The 15,757-nt window shown below is 64.6% G+C and carries 13 protein-coding genes and 1 pseudogene; 7 read left to right on the forward strand and 7 right to left on the reverse strand.

The window, feature by feature from the left end; genetic code table 11:
* Nucleotides 1-148: 148 nt before the first annotated feature.
* The 5 genes and pseudogenes from trmA to AB5Y64_RS18225 all read left to right on the forward strand — a co-directional run bounded on the left by trmA (nt 149) and on the right by AB5Y64_RS18225 (nt 4,045).
* Nucleotides 149-1,282 carry a tRNA (uridine(54)-C5)-methyltransferase TrmA gene (trmA, locus tag AB5Y64_RS18205; protein WP_039039673.1) on the forward strand — a complete coding sequence of 378 codons (1,134 nt, stop codon included), beginning with the start codon at nt 149-151 and terminating at the stop codon, nt 1,280-1,282.
* A gap of 264 nt (nt 1,283-1,546) precedes the next feature.
* Nucleotides 1,547-2,254: a two-component system response regulator RstA gene (gene rstA / locus AB5Y64_RS18210; protein WP_039039674.1), complete on the forward strand. Its 708-nt coding sequence runs from the start codon at nt 1,547-1,549 to the stop codon at nt 2,252-2,254.
* A 25-nt stretch (nt 2,255-2,279) separates the two neighbouring features.
* Nucleotides 2,280-2,369: pseudogene (locus AB5Y64_RS18215) on the forward strand (two-component system response regulator RstA); the annotation flags it as partial.
* Nucleotides 2,370-2,482: 113 nt separating this feature from the next.
* Nucleotides 2,483-3,808 carry a two-component system sensor histidine kinase RstB gene (rstB, locus tag AB5Y64_RS18220; RefSeq protein WP_010676074.1) on the forward strand — a complete coding sequence of 442 codons (1,326 nt, stop codon included), beginning with the start codon at nt 2,483-2,485 and terminating at the stop codon, nt 3,806-3,808.
* Nucleotides 3,809-3,862: 54 nt separating this feature from the next.
* Complete coding sequence (locus AB5Y64_RS18225; RefSeq protein WP_010676075.1) at nt 3,863-4,045, forward strand: hypothetical protein; 183 nt, start codon at nt 3,863-3,865, stop codon at nt 4,043-4,045.
* A gap of 72 nt (nt 4,046-4,117) precedes the next feature.
* Here the strand turns inward: AB5Y64_RS18225 and AB5Y64_RS18230 are convergent, their stop codons facing one another.
* From AB5Y64_RS18230 to rpmE, 3 genes are all read right to left on the reverse strand, one after another.
* Nucleotides 4,118-5,374: a malic enzyme-like NAD(P)-binding protein gene (locus AB5Y64_RS18230; protein WP_010676076.1), complete on the reverse strand. Its 1,257-nt coding sequence runs from the start codon at nt 5,372-5,374 to the stop codon at nt 4,118-4,120.
* Between the two features lie 179 nt (nt 5,375-5,553).
* Complete coding sequence (locus AB5Y64_RS18235) at nt 5,554-6,987, reverse strand: DUF2867 domain-containing protein (protein ID WP_010676077.1); 1,434 nt, start codon at nt 6,985-6,987, stop codon at nt 5,554-5,556.
* Nucleotides 6,988-7,103: 116 nt separating this feature from the next.
* Nucleotides 7,104-7,319 (reverse strand): 50S ribosomal protein L31, encoded by a 216-nt coding sequence (gene rpmE, locus AB5Y64_RS18240; RefSeq protein WP_010676078.1) that lies wholly within the window; start codon nt 7,317-7,319, stop codon nt 7,104-7,106.
* Between the two features lie 147 nt (nt 7,320-7,466).
* Between rpmE and priA the strand changes: the two genes are divergently transcribed.
* The gene (priA, locus tag AB5Y64_RS18245; protein WP_080769955.1) at nt 7,467-9,674 is read left to right on the forward strand and encodes a primosomal protein N'; all 2,208 of its coding nucleotides are present in this window, start codon (nt 7,467-7,469) and stop codon (nt 9,672-9,674) included.
* On the opposite strand, the gene AB5Y64_RS18250 is transcribed toward priA, so the two are convergent.
* Complete coding sequence (locus AB5Y64_RS18250; protein WP_039039676.1) at nt 9,671-10,210, reverse strand: TetR/AcrR family transcriptional regulator; 540 nt, start codon at nt 10,208-10,210, stop codon at nt 9,671-9,673. The genes priA and AB5Y64_RS18250 overlap by 4 nt on opposite strands.
* A gap of 150 nt (nt 10,211-10,360) precedes the next feature.
* Between AB5Y64_RS18250 and AB5Y64_RS18255 the strand changes: the two genes are divergently transcribed.
* Entirely contained in the window at nt 10,361-10,756 is a 396-nt protein-coding gene (locus AB5Y64_RS18255) for an HPP family protein (RefSeq protein WP_039039699.1), read from the forward strand.
* Between the two features lie 52 nt (nt 10,757-10,808).
* Here the strand turns inward: AB5Y64_RS18255 and ompA are convergent, their stop codons facing one another.
* The 3 genes from ompA to ilvD form a co-directional block, all read right to left on the reverse strand.
* The gene (gene ompA, locus AB5Y64_RS18260; RefSeq protein WP_039039677.1) at nt 10,809-11,939 is read right to left on the reverse strand and encodes a porin OmpA; all 1,131 of its coding nucleotides are present in this window, start codon (nt 11,937-11,939) and stop codon (nt 10,809-10,811) included.
* Between the two features lie 248 nt (nt 11,940-12,187).
* A complete protein-coding gene (gene ilvA / locus AB5Y64_RS18265) occupies nt 12,188-13,720 on the reverse strand; it encodes a threonine ammonia-lyase, biosynthetic (RefSeq protein WP_039039678.1) in 1,533 nt (510 codons plus the stop codon).
* A gap of 64 nt (nt 13,721-13,784) precedes the next feature.
* A complete protein-coding gene (ilvD, locus tag AB5Y64_RS18270) occupies nt 13,785-15,626 on the reverse strand; it encodes a dihydroxy-acid dehydratase (protein WP_039039679.1) in 1,842 nt (613 codons plus the stop codon).
* Nucleotides 15,627-15,757 lie beyond the last annotated feature (131 nt).

The following is a 15,757-nucleotide window of genomic DNA, read 5'->3' on the forward strand; positions in this document are numbered from 1 at the left end:
GGTGGATCGGTTATCGGCCCGACTGGCCACTTCTTGACCACAAAAAACTTGGACAATCCGCAACGGCCTTTTAAAATCCCCACCCTTTGGTTGGCTGCGGCCTTCCCCCGGTCTTTCCCCGGCTCAGCCCGGTGCATGCGAGGTATCCATGACTCAATCCCAGCCCTCTTCCGCCGACGCCCAGGGCAGACGGACTCCTGCCGACTACCAGGCCCAGCTCGACGAGAAGCGCGATCGCCTCACCCAGCTGTTCGCCCCCTTCAATCCGCCTGCGCTGGAGCTGCACGCCTCCCCCGCCGAGCACTACCGGATGCGCGCCGAGTTCCGCATCTGGCACGAGGGGGACGACCTGTACCACTGCATGTATGCTCCGGCCACCAAGGAGATCATCCGGGTCGACAGCTTCCCCACCGCCAGCCTGCTCATCAACCGGCTGATGCCGGTGCTGCTGGCCGGGCTGCGCCCGCACCCCGTGCTGCGCAAGAAGCTGTTCCAGATCGACTACCTCTCCACCCAGTCCGGCCAGATCTGCGTCAGCCTGCTCTACCACCGCAAGCTGGAAGCCGAGTGGCAGCAGGCCGCCGAGGCGCTGCAGGCCGACCTGCGTGCCAAGGGGTTCGAGCTGCAACTGATTGGCCGCGCCCACAAGCAGAAGATCTGCCTGGGGGATGACTTCGTCATCGAACGCCTGACCGTGCAGGGGCGCGAGCTGGTCTACAAGCAGGTGGAAAACAGCTTCACCCAGCCCAACGCCGCCATCAACGAACAGATGCTGGGCTGGGCCCTGGACGTGACCAAGGGGAGCGAGGGGGACCTGCTGGAGCTCTACTGCGGCAACGGCAACTTCTCCATCGCCCTGGCGCAGAACTTTCGCAAGGTGCTAGCCACCGAGATCGCCAAGCCGAGCGTGGACTCCGCCCAGTTCAACATCGCCGCCAACGGTGTCGACAACCTGATCATCCTGCGCATGTCGGCGGAGGAGTTCACCATGGCGATGCGCGGCGAGCGGGAGTTCAACCGCCTCAAGGGGGTCGATCTTCGCGCCTACCAGTGCAACACCATCTTCGTCGACCCGCCCCGGGCCGGTCTGGACGACGCCACCGTCAAGCTGGTGCAGGATTACGACAACATCCTCTACATCTCCTGCAACCCAGAGACCCTGCAGGCCAACATGGCGGTGCTCGGTGAAACCCACGAGATCGCCCGCTTCGCCCTGTTCGACCAGTTCCCCTGGACCCACCACATGGAAGCCGGGGTGTACCTGAAGCGCAAGGGCGGCTGATCCGGCCGGTTCCCCGGCTGCTCCATGGCAGCCGGAGCCGCTATGGCCACTGAAGGGCACGGATCCTGCCTCATCGCGCCGCCCCGACCCGCCACGGGACAAGTGGGGCGGCCCGATACCAACCGATTCATCCTGTCCCCCCTTCTCCCCCGGGAGAAGGGGCAAAAACCCCCGCATTGATTAGTTATCCCGGTGCAGAGCGCGGACGCAGCCGTTATGCTGGCGACACGCCCACTCACGCCATGACCGGGGAATCACGCCACCATGCCACGCGTTCTGTTTGTTGAAGACGATCCCGAGATAGGCCAGCTCATCAGCAGCTGGCTCGGTCGCCACGACATCGAGGTGATGCTGGAGACCCGGGGTGACCGGGCACTCGACAGGGCCCTGGCCGAGCAGCCGGATCTGGTGCTGCTCGACATCATGCTGCCGGGGCAGGATGGCCTCTCCCTGTGCCGGGATCTGCGCCCGCGCTTTGCCGGCCCCATCGTCATGCTCACCTCGCTCGACAGCGACATGAACCAGATCCTGAGCCTGGAGCTGGGGGCCAACGACTACATCCTCAAGACCACGCCCCCCCCGGTGCTGCTGGCCCGGCTACGAGTCCAATTCCGCCAGCAGGGGCAGAGCCAGCAGGCCGTGGTCCCCGCCGCCCCGCCCCAGCGCCTGCAGTTCGGCCGCCTCCAGATAGACGGCCCGGGTCGGGACGTGCGCCTCGATGGAGAGAGCATTCCCCTCTCCACCGCCGATTTCGACCTCCTGTGGGAGCTGGCCTGCCACGCGGGCCAGATCCTGGGGCGGGAGGCGCTGTTTCGCAGCCTGCGGGGGCGCGACTACGACGGCCAGGATCGCAGCATGGACGTGGCCATCTCCCGTCTGCGCCGCCGGCTCGGGGATGACAGCAACAACCCGACCCGCATCAAGACGGTGCGCCAGAAGGGTTATCTACTCGTACCCCAGGCTTGGGAATGAGCTGGTGTCTCACACGCCTGCACACCAGAAGCCAGGGAATGACAGCAACAACTCGATCTGGATCAAGACGGTGCGCCAGAAAGGTTACCTGCTGGTGCCCCAGGCCTGGGAATAAGCCCCGCCGAATGACCTTGATGCTCTCAGCCTTCTCCCCTTGCGGGAGAAGGGTTGGGGATGAGGGGCAACAAGGCAATGCCCAGACGCAATCCAGACAAGAGGAGAGCCCCGATGCGACGCCTGTTTATCCAGTTCTATCTGCTGCTGATAGGCTGCTTCACCCTCGCCATTCTGCTCATCGGGCTGGTCTATCAGGTCAGCGCAGAGCGGGCGGGGGACCGTTATCTGGAGCGGATGATGCAGGGCTCCCTCGGCCTGCTCACTGGCGAGCTGGCCCGGCTGCCGCCGGAACACTGGGCCACCCGCACCGGCGAGCAGAGCCGCCAGCTCAATCTGCCGCTGCAGATCGGCGTCCTCGCCAACCAGCCCCTGGCCAGCGAGGATCAGGCCTTCCTCGAGGCGGGCAACATCGTCATCGTCGAGGAGGATGACACCTTCCTGCAGCGCATCCCGAACACCGACAAGGTGCTGATCGTCGGCCCCGTCCCCTACCTCTCCTACCTGCACGAGCTGCACTGGGTGGACGTGGGGCTGCTGCTGCTCATCGGCCTTTCCCTCGGCCTGCCCATCCTGCTCTGGCTGCGCCCCCACTGGCGCGGCCTGCAACAGCTCGAACAGACCGCCCGCCGGGTCGGCGATGGGGATCTCTCCTGTCGCACCGGTTTGCCTCCCGGGAGCAGCCTGGGCCGGGTCGGCCGTACCTTCGACCAGATGGCGGAGCAGTTGCAGGCCATGCTGGCCAGTCGCAAGCAGTTGACCGACGCCATCGCCCACGAGCTGCGCTCCCCCCTGGTGCGGCTGCGCTATCGCCTCGCCATGCTGGCCGAGCCTCCCTCACCCGAGGAGCAGCAGGGATTGGAGCGGGACCTCGGCGCCCTCGATGCCCTCATCGAGGAGATGCTCACCTATGCCAGGCTCGATCGCCCCGAACTGCCGCTGCAATGCAGCGATCTGGAGCTCGGCAGCTGGGCCGGCAGCCGCCTGGCCGACTGGCAGGCCCTGCGACCGGACAAGCGGCTCGACTTCGTGCGACCGGCCATGGCTCTGCCCTGGCGCGGCGACACCCGATTGCTGGACCGGGCGCTGGAGAACCTCATCGGCAACGCCCTGCGCCATGCCACCAGCCAGGCAAGCCTCTGTATAGCGCGACAGGGGGACGACTATCTGCTGGAGGTGGCCGACGATGGCCCCGGCATCGATCCCGCGCTGGCCCCGCAAATCTTCGAGCCCTTCGTGCGCCTGGATCAGAGCCGGGACAGACGCACCGGCGGCGCCGGGCTGGGGCTGGCCATCGTGCGCAGCATCGCCCACCACCACGGCGGCGAGGTGCAACTGCTGCCAAGCCGCAGCGGTGCCCGTTTCTGCCTGACCCTGCCCGTACATTTGGATACAAACCGTCACCAGTCGCTCACTGAACCGCAGGTCGAACAGCCCTAGGATGAAGTCATGGAGAAACGCTCCATGTCATCAAACCGAACGAGGAACTGGAATATGAACAAGCTGATCCCCCTGACTCTGGCCGCTGTCTTCGCCCTGACCTCCGGCTTCACCATGGCCGCCACCCCGACCAAGGCCGCCGCTCCCCACGCCACCCAGACCAAGGTCGTGAAAAAGCATCACAAGGCTGCCCACGCCAAGGCGCCGGCCGTCAAGGTTGCTCCCAAGACCAAGTAAGCCGCCCGCTCCCGCCATGAAAAAGGGGCCCCCGACAGGGGCCCCTTCTGTTTTTTGCGTGCTTGCCGTGACTCAACCCAGCATGTAATCCCCTGGCAGTTCGATGCGGGCCACCCCGGAGGCAACCGCCGCCAGTGCCACGGCACGGGCAACCCGCGGCAGCAGGCGGGCGTCCATGGGCTTGGGAATGACGTAGTCCTTGCCGAAGGCGAGTTCACTCACGCCAGCGGCGGTCAGCACCTCGGCGGGTACCGGCTCCTTGGCCAGAGCCCGGATCGCCTCCACTGCCGCGATCTTCATGGCATCGTTGATGCGGCTGGCACGGGCGTCGAGGGCGCCGCGGAAGATGAAGGGGAAGCAGAGCACGTTGTTGATCTGGTTCGGGTAGTCCGAGCGGCCGGTACCCATGATGAGATCCCCGCGCACTCCGTGAGCCAGGGCAGGCTTGATCTCGGGGTCCGGGTTGGAACAGGCGAAGATCACCGGGTTGGGGGCCATCAGGGCCACCGCCTCGGCGGGCAGTACGTCCGGGCCGGAGACGCCGACGAAGACGTCAGCCCCCTCGATCACCTCCATCAGGGTGCGCAGGGGGGTGTCGTTGGCGAAACGCTGCTTGTACTGGTTGAGATCGGTGCGGCCGCTGTGGATCACACCCTGGCGGTCCAGCATGAAGATGTTGTGCGGCGCAGCCCCGCACTTGATCAGCAGATCCATGCAGGCGGTGGCGGCGGCGCCGGCGCCCATGCAGACGATGCGGCTGGTGCCAATCTCCTTGCCCTGCACTTCCAGCGCGTTGAGCAGCCCGGCGGCGGTGACGATGGCGGTACCGTGCTGGTCATCGTGGAACACCGGGATGTCGCAGCGGGCGATCAGCGCCTCTTCAATCTCGAAGCACTCGGGGGCCTTGATGTCTTCCAGGTTGATGCCGCCAAAGGTGTCGGCGATGGCGGCCACCGTATCGATGAACTGGGCGCTGGTCTCGTGCTTCACCTCGATGTCGATGGCGTCGATGCCGGCAAAGCGCTTGAACAGCAGGGCCTTGCCCTCCATCACCGGCTTGGAGGCCAGCGGGCCCAGATTGCCCAGCCCCAGGATGGCGGTGCCGTTGGAGATGACGGCCACCAGGTTGCCCTTGCCGGTGTAACGGTAGGCATCGGCCGGATTGGCGGCGATCTCGCGTACCGGTTCGGCAACGCCCGGGCTGTAGGCCAGCGCCAGATCGCGAGCGGTCTCGGCGGGCTTGGTGAGGGCGATGGCGATTTTGCCCGGAACGGGTTGGGCGTGGTAGTCGAGTGCCTGTTGGCGGAGATCGTGCTGCTGATCGGACATGGGGGACCCCGATACGGAAATGAATGAGTGATGCGTTGGCTCGCCAGCGGGCGAGGGCTGAGGATCATAAAGAAATCCCCCGCCCTTTCACAGCATAAAATATCGCTGGATAGCAATGACACGCTAGTCAGTAGCATGTCATGCCACCCCAAATTACCTAATTAGTTATAGATTCGATTTCAATCCATGACTGGAATGCCGGCTTTTGCCTCTGCCTGCCGGGCGATGGCCTCCGTCATCCCCTGGAAGATGAAGAGGTGGAACGGCAGCATGGCGAGCCAGTAGGCCAGCCCCCAGGCCCCCTGCGGATGCCAGTGGGCCGTCACCCGCAGCCGGGTCAGGCCGGACTCCAAGGGCTGGATGTTGAACTCCAGCCGACCGACGCCGGGGGCCTTCATGTTGAACAGCAGATCCAGCCTGCGTCCTTCATCCACCCCGAGGATCTGCCAGGAGTCCAGCATGTCCCCCTTCACGAAGCGATCCGGGTTGGTGCGCCCCCGGGTCCGGGCCGGGCCGCCGATCAGGTGATCCATCCATTCACGCACCACCCACAGCTCGTTCATGTAGAAGTAGCGCTGCTCGCCCCCCAGCTGCTGCAACACCTGCCACACCACCTCGGGGGCGGCGAGGCAATCCGCCTCCCCACTGGCGGTGCGGTCGTAGAAGCCATACTCGGGATGACGCCAGCGCAGACCAAGGGGCGTCTCCTCCCCATGCTGCTCGGCACCGAGCCTCTGCTCCAGCGCCAGGCTCTCCGCCAGCGCCTCATCGAAGCTGAGCAGATGCTGGGGCAGCAGGGCGCGCAAGGGGCCGTCATCCGCCGGGATGTCGTGCTTGAGCCCCCCCACCAGCGCCTTGGCGATGGGTTGGGGAACCGAGGTGGCGAACTGCAGCCACCAGGCGGAGAGCCGGGGGCTCAAAAAGGGGATCGGAATGATGGGGCAGCGTTTGCCGATGTGGGCGGCGAACTTCTGGAGCTGCTGCTGGTAGCTGAGCAGCTCGGGGCCCGCCGCATTGAAAATCTGGCCATCCACCCCGTCGGCCTCCACCAGCCCGCCCAGATAGTGCAAGAGGTTGGAGAGGGCGATGGGGGGCGTGCGGGAGCGCACCCACTTGGGCGTCACCATCATGGGCAGGTTGTACACCAGATCCCGCATCACCTCGAACGCCGCCGAGCCGGGGCCTATGATGATGCCGGCACGCAGCTCTACCGTGGGCACCCCCGCGCTGCGAAACAGCTCGCCACAGTAGCGCCGGGAGTTGAGGTGGCGACTGTTGCAGGGCTCGGGCTGGATGGCGCCGAGATAGACGATGCGGCGCACCCCGGCGGCACGGGCGGCAGCAGCGAAGTTCTTCACTCCCTGCTGCTCCAGCCGGTGAAAACCGGCCCCCGCCCCCATGGCGTGTACCAGATAGAAGACGGTGTCGACCCCCGCCAGCGCAGGGGGCAGGGTGGCAGGCTTGAGGCTGTCGGCGAGGCGAAACGCCACCCCCTCCGGCAGACGGCAGGGACGACGGGCCCCGGCGATGACCCTGTACCCCAGACCCTGCAGATGGGGCACCAGGTAGGATCCTATGTACCCGGCAGCTCCCATCACCAGACATGTGCGCATCGGCTCTTCTCCCTTGGTTGAGCCAACACCATAGGGCAAAGCGGGGAATTACAGAATGGCGGCCAATAAAAAAGGCACCCGATGGGCGCCTTTTTCAGAATTCTTCAGAAGCAAGATTACTTCTTGGAGGTCAAGCCACCGAAACGCTTGTTGAACTTGTCTACGCGGCCGCCGCTAGAAACTTCTTTCTGCTTGCCGGTGTAGAACGGGTGGCACTCGGAGCACACGTCCAGGTTCAGATCTTTACCGATGGTAGAGAAGGTGTTGATGACGTTACCGCAAGAGCACTTGGCGGTGATGGCTACGTAGTCAGGATGGATACCAGCTTTCATGGACAACCTCAATTATCAGGCCGTGTCGCCATCCGATCTCTTGTCGGACACCACACGATTGTTGAACACAGTTTCAAAGGCTGCGAATAATATAGGAAACGCCTGAGATCAGGCAAGTGGCTTCGCAGAAAAAATAGGCAACCCCTGGTGAATTCTTCCCAAACGCTGGATCTGGTTCGTGTGGCTGTGCCGGTGCCGTTACGCCGTCATTTCGACTATCTCTCTCCCCTGCCCTTGCCTGCCCCCGGTTGCCGGGTCGAGATCCCGTTCGGCCCGCAGACCCTGGTTGGTCTGGTGGTGGATCACCCGACCGAGAGCCAGGTCCCCCGCAACAAATTAAAGCCCTTGAAGAGGGTGCTCGACAGCGCCCCCGTGCTGGGGCCCGACATTCTGGCGCTGATGGCCTGGAGCGCCGGTTACTACCAGCACCCGCTGGGGGAGGTACTGCCCCACGCCCTGCCGGTGCTGGTGCGCAAGGGGGAGCCCGCCGCCTATCGGGAGCTGGAGTTCTGGTTTGCCACCGAGGCCGGCATGGCCATCGACCTCAACGAGCTCAAGCGGGCGGCCAAGCAGCAGCAGGCCCTCGCCTTGCTGCGCAAGGGGCCGCAGACCCCCTCCGCCCTCAAGCAGGAGGAGATCCAGAGCGCGGCCCTCACCGCGCTGGAGAAGAAGGGACTGCTGGAGAAGCGCTCGCTGGAGCCGAGCCATGATGGCGACTGGGCCACCCGCTTCGAGCCGGGTGAGGGGCTGCGCCTCAACGGCGAGCAGGCGCTGGCGGTCTCCGCCGTCACCAGCCAAAGCGACCAGTTTGGCGCCTTCCTGCTGGACGGCATCACTGGCTCCGGCAAGACCGAGGTTTACCTGAGCATCCTCGAGCCCCTGCTCAAGGCAGGCAAGCAGGCGCTGGTGATGGTGCCCGAGATCGGCCTCACTCCGCAGACCATCAACCGCTTTCGCCGCCGCTTCAACGTACCGGTGGTAGCGATGAACTCCGCCATGAACGACAGGGAGCGGCTCGACGCCTGGCTCGCCTGCCGCGACGGCGGCGCCGCCATCCTGATCGGCACCCGCTCCGCGGTGTTCACCCCATTTCACAACCTCGGCATCATCATCATCGACGAGGAGCACGACGGCTCCTTCAAGCAGCAGGACGGTTTTCGCTACCACGCGCGGGATCTGGCGGTGATGCGGGCTCATCGTGCCGGTATCCCCATTTTGCTTGGCTCGGCTACCCCGTCGCTGGAGACGCTGCACAACGCCCGCAGCGGCAAGTATCACCACCTCACGCTCACTCGCCGCGCCGGCAACGCCCAGACTGCTCGTCAGGTGATCCTGGATATCAAGAACGTGCGGCTACAGGCCGGGCTCTCCCCCCAGCTGGAACAGCTGATGGCAGAGCATCTGGCGGCGGGCAACCAGGTAATGCTGTTTCTCAACCGTCGTGGCTATGCCCCGGCTCTTATCTGCCACCAGTGCGGCTGGAGTGCCGCCTGCGAGCGCTGCGACGCCTGGTACACCTGGCACCAGGCCGGGCGACGGCTGCACTGCCACCACTGCGACAGCGTGCGCCCGTTGCCCCATCACTGCCCCGAGTGCGGCAGCAGCGAGCTCATCGGCTCCGGGGTCGGCACCGAGCAGCTGGAGCAGCTGCTCGGCACCGTGTTCCCGCAATATCCGGTGGTGCGCATCGACCGGGACAACACCCGCCGCAAGGGGGAGCTGGAAACGCACCTCGGCGACATCAAGGCGGGCAAGTACAAGATCCTGATCGGCACCCAGATGCTGGCCAAGGGCCACCACTTCCCGGACGTGACGCTAGTGGGCCTGCTGGATGTGGATGGCGCCCTGTTCAGCGCCGATTTTCGCGCTGCCGAGAAACTGGCCCAGCTCTACACCCAGGTGGCGGGCCGGGCTGGTCGTGCCAGCAAACCCGGGTTGGTGGTGCTGCAGAGCCACCATCCCGAACACGCCCTGCTGCAGGATCTGACCCAGAACGGCTATGGCCACTTCGCCGACACGGCGCTGAAAGAGCGCCGCCTGCTGGGGCTGCCACCGTTCAGCCATCAGGGACTGTTCCGGGCCGAGGCCAACGGTCGCGACGAGGTGCAGCTGTTCCTCAGCCGTCTCGCCGATACCCTGCGCAGCGCCCGCTATCCCCAGGTGCAGGTGCTGGGGCCCATCAGCGGCTTCATGGAGCGCAAGGCGGGCAAGTTTCGCATGCAGCTGCTGGTGCAGGGGCCCAGCCGGGCGCCACTGGCCCAGCTGCTCGACTGGGCGGTGAAGGAGCTGGAGGGGTGGCCCGAGACCAAGCGGGTGCGCTGGAGCCTGGATATCGACCCCACGGAACTGAACTAGCGCGGCTCTGCCAGCACGGCCTCCGCCAACACCCTGGCCTGTTCCAGAGCCAGGGGCTGCTGATAGCTGTGGGCCATCACCACGGCCCCTTCCAGCAGCAGGCATAATCCGGTGGCCTGCACCTCGGTGCATTCGAGGGCCTCCCTGACCCAGTTCAGCAACGCCCGCTTGTGGGCCACCACCAGCTTGCGCACCGGATGGCGAGGATCGGAGAACTCGGCGCTCGCGTTGATGAAGTTGCAGCCGTAGAAGTCACTGCGACCAAACCAGTCCGCAAAGCCATCGAGCAGCGCCAGCAACCTGGCCTCCCGCCCCGACACCCCATCCATCCTGGCATCGAGCAGGGCAAAGAACTCCGCATCCCGCGCCATCAGCACCGCTTCGATCAAGGCATCCTTGGTGGGGAAGTGGCGATAGAGGGTGCGTTTGGTACTGCCTGCCTCGGCCCAGATGCGATCGATGCCGGTGGCGTGAAAGCCGTGACGATTGAACAACCGATAGGCTGTCGTCATCAGCTGTTGCCGTTTGTCGCTCATGGTGACTTTCCTCTTGAAGTACACCGATCTGTCTACCTAATGTCGCAGGCTGGATCAAGTGATCCGGCACAGACAAGGAGACAGGAGATGGAAACAAGACGATGGCGAAGTGCCTGGCTGGCAGGGCTCGGTGCCTGCCTGGCCATAATGTTGCTCGGCTGGCTGGACATGAGCTGGCAGTCGACCCTGTTGATGGCACCGTTCGGGGCAAGCTGTGTGCTGCTCTTCTCCCTGCCGGACAGTCCGCTGGCCCGTCCGCAGAACGTGCTGGGAGGCCACCTGTTATCGGCCACCGTGGGGTTGGTGGTGCAATTGCTCCCGCTACCGATGGAACTCAAGCTGTCGCTGGGTGTGGGCCTGTCCATTGCACTCATGCAGGGACTGGGCCTGATCCACCCACCCGCCGGAGCCAATCCACTGTTGATCCTGCTCACCACCCAGTCCTGGCCTTTCCTCTGGCAAACAGTGCTGCCCGGCGCCTTGCTGCTGATCATGGTGAGTCATTGCGCCAGGCGGCTGCAAACGTCACGACTCACACCCACATAAACAACGAGGGGGCCAAGGCCCCCTCGTTGTTTAATAGCAAGGCAAAGATGGCTTATTCGGCGATCTGGGAGACCCCGGTCAGGCGCACCTCGACCCGGCGATCCGGGGCCAGGCAGGCGATCATCTGAGCCTTGGCACCATCCGGGCAGCTGCCCCCGGTCACAGGCGAAGACTCTCCCCGCCCTTCGGCACGCACCTTGTCGGCAAACAATCCCTTGGCGATGAGATAATCCGCCACCGTGCGGGCACGCTGTTCGGAGAGGGACTGGTTGTAGGCCTCCGAGCCGATGCGGTCGGTATGACCGATCACCGTCGCCACCCCGTCTTTCGGATTGGCCGCCAGGATCTGGGCAAACAGGTTGTCGAGGGCCTGACTGGCGGCTGGCTTCAGGGTCGCCTTGTTGAACTCGAACAGCACATCGGAATCCAGGCTGAACTGTTTCTCCACCAGCACGGGGGCCGGGGCGGGCGCAGGTTCGGGCGCAGGCGTTGGTGCCACCGGCTCGTCGCCGATCTGGCCGAAGCGATAGAGCATGCCGACCGACAGCAGGCCGTTGTCCATCTCGATGCCTGACTCGTCGAGGGAAGTCTTGCCAAGGGGTGTGGTGTACTGGTATTCGAGGCGGGCGGCCCAATCCTTGTCGATGGCGTATTCGACCCCCAGCGCCCCGACAAAGGCGGCACCATGATATTTGTTGCCCTCATGGGATTCGGAGAGGCTGCTGGTGCCATCGCTGGCCCTGACGTTGAGTGAGCTCTCGGTCCAGGCATAGGCCCCCCCGAGACGGCCGTAGATATCCAGTGCCGAGGTTGCAGGCAGGATGATCTTCATGGTGGCCTGCACCATCTGGGCCTTGGCCTCGCCATCGAGTGCGAAATCAACCCCGTTACCCGAGTAGTGCTTGTCCACCTGATACTTGCCGAGCCAGTCATAGCCGAGCTCAATCGCCACGTTTCTGTTCACCTGATAACCGGCAAACAGCCCCAGACCGAGATCATCGCTGTTCTCGTTCACCTTGGTTGCATCGAACAGCTCTTCGACCTGAGCGTTGTAATCCACCCCGTAATAATTTGACCAGCCGGCCTTGCCGCCGACATACCAGGTGTTGTCCTGGGCGGCAGCATGCACCGTCCCTGTTGCCATCAAAGCGCCGATCAGGACGGCGAGCATAGATCTGTTCATGGATGAGCCCCTGCAATGAATTGTTATGACGCTGCTGCGTCTCTCTTCCCTGACGGGGCTCTGAACCCAAGCCCCGCATTCAGATTATCCCATCTGCAACCAGCCTCAAACGACCAGGGACTCAGGAGTGTGATATTGGCGACATTATCAGCCACCGTGCCCCCAATCATGGGGGCCGGCGCGTTGCCCATAAAAAAACGAAGAGCCGGGCTCTTCGTTTTTCATCTGGCAAGGGGATGGCTCCCCGCTCACTGACTGCCCTGGCTCGCCAGGAACAGGCGGTAGGCGGGATCCTCGCTCACCTCTTTCCAGCCGTAGCCAATCTCGTGCAGGTAGTCGTGGAAGGCGGCCACGTCCTCGTCCGGCAGCTCGAAGGCGCAGAGCACCCGTCCGTAGTCGGCGCCGTGGTTGCGGTAGTGGAACAGGCTGATGTTCCAGCGGCAGCCCAGGGTCTCGAGGAAGCGCATCAGGGCACCCGGCTGCTCCGGAAACTTGAAGCTGTAGAGGCGTTCACCGAGGGGCCGGGCCGGGCGGCCGCCAATCATGTAGCGCACGTGGTTCTTGGCCAGCTCGCTCTCGGTCATGTTGACCACCGGATAACCGTTGCCGCCGAGTTGATCGATGATCTGGCCCAGCTCCTCGTCACCGCCGGTGAGGCGCACCGAGACGAACAGCGACGCCTGCTCGGCATCGGCGTAGCGGTAGTTGAACTCGGTCACCATGCGGGGCCCCAGCTGACGGCAAAAGTCGAGGAAGGCCCCCTTGCGCTCGGGGATGGTCACCGCCAGCATGCCCTCGCGCTTCTCGCCGATCTCGCAGCGCTCCGACACGTAACGCAGGCTGTGGAAGTTGACGTTGGCGCCGGACAAAATGGCCGCCATCCGACCACCCTTGACCTGCTCGCGCTCGCTGTACGCTTTCAGGCCCGCCAGGGACAAGGCCCCCGACGGCTCGGCGATGGCGCGGCAGTCATCGAAGATGTCTTTCAGTGCGGCGCAGATCTGGTCGTTGGAGACGGTCACCACCTCGTCCAGATACTGGTTGCACAGGCGGAAGGTCTCCTCGCCGATGCGCTTGACCGCCACCCCGTCCGCAAACAGGGAGACCCGCTCCAGATTGACCGGCTCGCCGGCCGCCAGCGCAGCCTTGAGACAGGCGGAGCCCTCCGCCTCCACCCCGATCACCTTCACATCCGGCAGCAGCTGCTTGATGTAGACCGCCACCCCGGCGGCCAGGCCGCCGCCGCCCACCGGCACGAAGACGTGGGTGAGGTGGGTATCCTGCTCCAGCAGCTCCTTGCCGATGGTGCCCTGGCCGGCGATCACCTCGACGTCGTCGAACGGCGGGATCAGGGTATAGCCCTCCAACTCGGCGAGTCGGCGGCTCTCGCCGTAGGCCTCATCGAAGCTGTTGCCAAACAGCAGCACGTTGCCGCCCTGACGGCGCACCGCGTCGATCTTGATGTCCGGCGTGGTCTTGGGCATCACGATGATCGCCTTGATGCCGAGCTTGGCGGCCGACAGGGCGACCCCCTGGGCGTGGTTGCCGGCGGAGGCGGCGATGACGCCGCGTTCTTTCTGCTCCTGGGTCAGGGTGGCGATCTTGTGGTAGGCGCCGCGCAGCTTGAAGGAGTGAACCGGTTGCAGATCCTCCCGCTTCAGGCTGACGTGATTGCCAAGCCTGTCGGAGAGTTTCTTCAGGGTTTGCAAAGGGGTGACTCTCGCCGCCTCGTAGACGGGGGAGAGCAGTACCTTGCGTAGATAATCCGCCGCAGAGACCATGGTTTATACCCCCGTCTCGTGGCGAAGGGCGCGCAATGCGCCCATATCATGACTGTTCATTCTCTCACTCCCCCAGCAGGGTGCGATCGCGCACCGCGCCCTTGTCGGCGCTGGTGGCGAACATGGCGTAGGCACGCAGGGCAAAGGAGACCTCGCGCTGACGATCGACCGGCTTCCAGCCACGGGCAGAGACGGCGGCGCGACGGGCAGCCAGCACGCTGTCGGCCACCTCCAGCACCATGCTGCGGGCCGGGATGTCGATGTTGATGATGTCGCCATCCTCCACCAGACCGATAGTGCCGCCAGAGGCCGCCTCCGGGGAGACATGGCCGATGGAGAGACCCGAGGTACCGCCGGAGAAGCGACCGTCGGTGATGAGGGCACACGCCTTGCCCAATCCCATGGACTTGAGATAGGTGGTGGGATAGAGCATCTCCTGCATGCCGGGGCCCCCTTTCGGGCCCTCGTAGCGGATCACCACCACTTCACCGGCTTTCACCGTGCCGTCCAGAATGCCGCTCACCGCGCTCTCCTGGCTCTCGAATACCCGGGCCGGGCCGCGGAAGGTGAGGTTCTCCTCATCCACCCCGGCGGTCTTGACGATGGCCCCGTTGAGGGCAAGGTTGCCAGCGAGGACCGCCAGGCCACCTTCCTGGCTGTAGGCGTGATCGAAGGAGCGGATGCACCCCTCGGCGCGGTCCAGATCCAGCTCGGGCCAGCGGCAATCCTGACTGAACGCCTTGGTGGTACGGATGCCGGCAGGGCCTGCACGGTAGAAGTCGTGAACCCCCTTGTCATTGCTGCGGCTGACGTCATATTCGGCCAGCAGCTCCACCAGGGAGGTGCCCAGCACGTTGCGGGTATCCCCGTGCACCAGGCCCGCTTTTTCCAGCTGACCCAGGATGGCGACCACGCCGCCGGCGCGGTGCACGTCTTCCATGTGGTACTTCTGGGTGGAGGGCGCCACCTTGCAGAGCTGGGGCACCTTGCGGGACATGCGGTCGATGTCGGCCATGGTGAAGTCGACACCCGCCTCCTGGGCTGCCGCCAGCAGGTGCAATACCGTATTGGTGGAACCGCCCATGGCGATGTCGAGCGCCATGGCGTTCTCGAACGCCGCCTTGGTGGCGATGTTGCGCGGCAGTGCCGAGGCATCGTCCTGCTCATACCAACGCTTGGCCAGAGTGACGATACGCTGGCCCGCCAGCTTGAACAGCTGCTCGCGGTCGCTGTGGGTCGCCAGCAGGGAGCCGTTGCCCGGCTGGGAGAGACCCAGTGCCTCGGTCAGGCAGTTCATGGAGTTGGCGGTGAACATGCCGGAGCAGGAGCCGCAGGTGGGGCAGGCGCTGCGCTCGATCTGATCGCTCTGGGCGTCGGAGACCTTGGGGTCGGCGCCCTGGATCATGGCGTCCACCAGATCCAGCTTGATGATCTGGTCGGAGAGCTTGGTCTTGCCCGCTTCCATGGGGCCGCCGGAGACAAAAATGACCGGGATATTGATGCGCAGGGCAGCCATCAGCATCCCCGGGGTGATCTTGTCGCAGTTGGAGATGCAGACCATGGCGTCGGCGCAGTGGGCGTTGACCATGTACTCCACCGAGTCGGCGATGAGTTCGCGGGACGGCAGGGAATAGAGCATGCCACCGTGGCCCATGGCGATGCCGTCATCCACGGCGATGGTGTTGAACTCCTTCGCGACCCCGCCAGCCGCCTCGATTTCGCGGGCGACCAGCTGGCCCAGATCCTTGAGGTGGACGTGGCCCGGCACGAACTGGGTGAAAGAGTTGACCACGGCGATGATGGGCTTGCCGAAATCCTGATCGGTCATGCCGGTGGCACGCCAGAGGGCGCGGGCCCCGGCCATGTTACGTCCGTGGGTGGTGGTGGCGGATCTCAACTTCGGCATTGTCTCTACTCCCTGAATGCCCCTGGGGCGCATTGTCTTTCAACATGAATGTGTGATTCGCGGATCGGGAATCGATCCTGGTGAAGGCACCTCGGGGAGCCTTCACCGGAAGCGACTCGGGGAGGCGTGAC

It is taken from the genome of Aeromonas sp. R5-1, assembly GCF_040908265.1.
GTDB classification, from domain to species: domain Bacteria; phylum Pseudomonadota; class Gammaproteobacteria; order Enterobacterales; family Aeromonadaceae; genus Aeromonas; species Aeromonas caviae.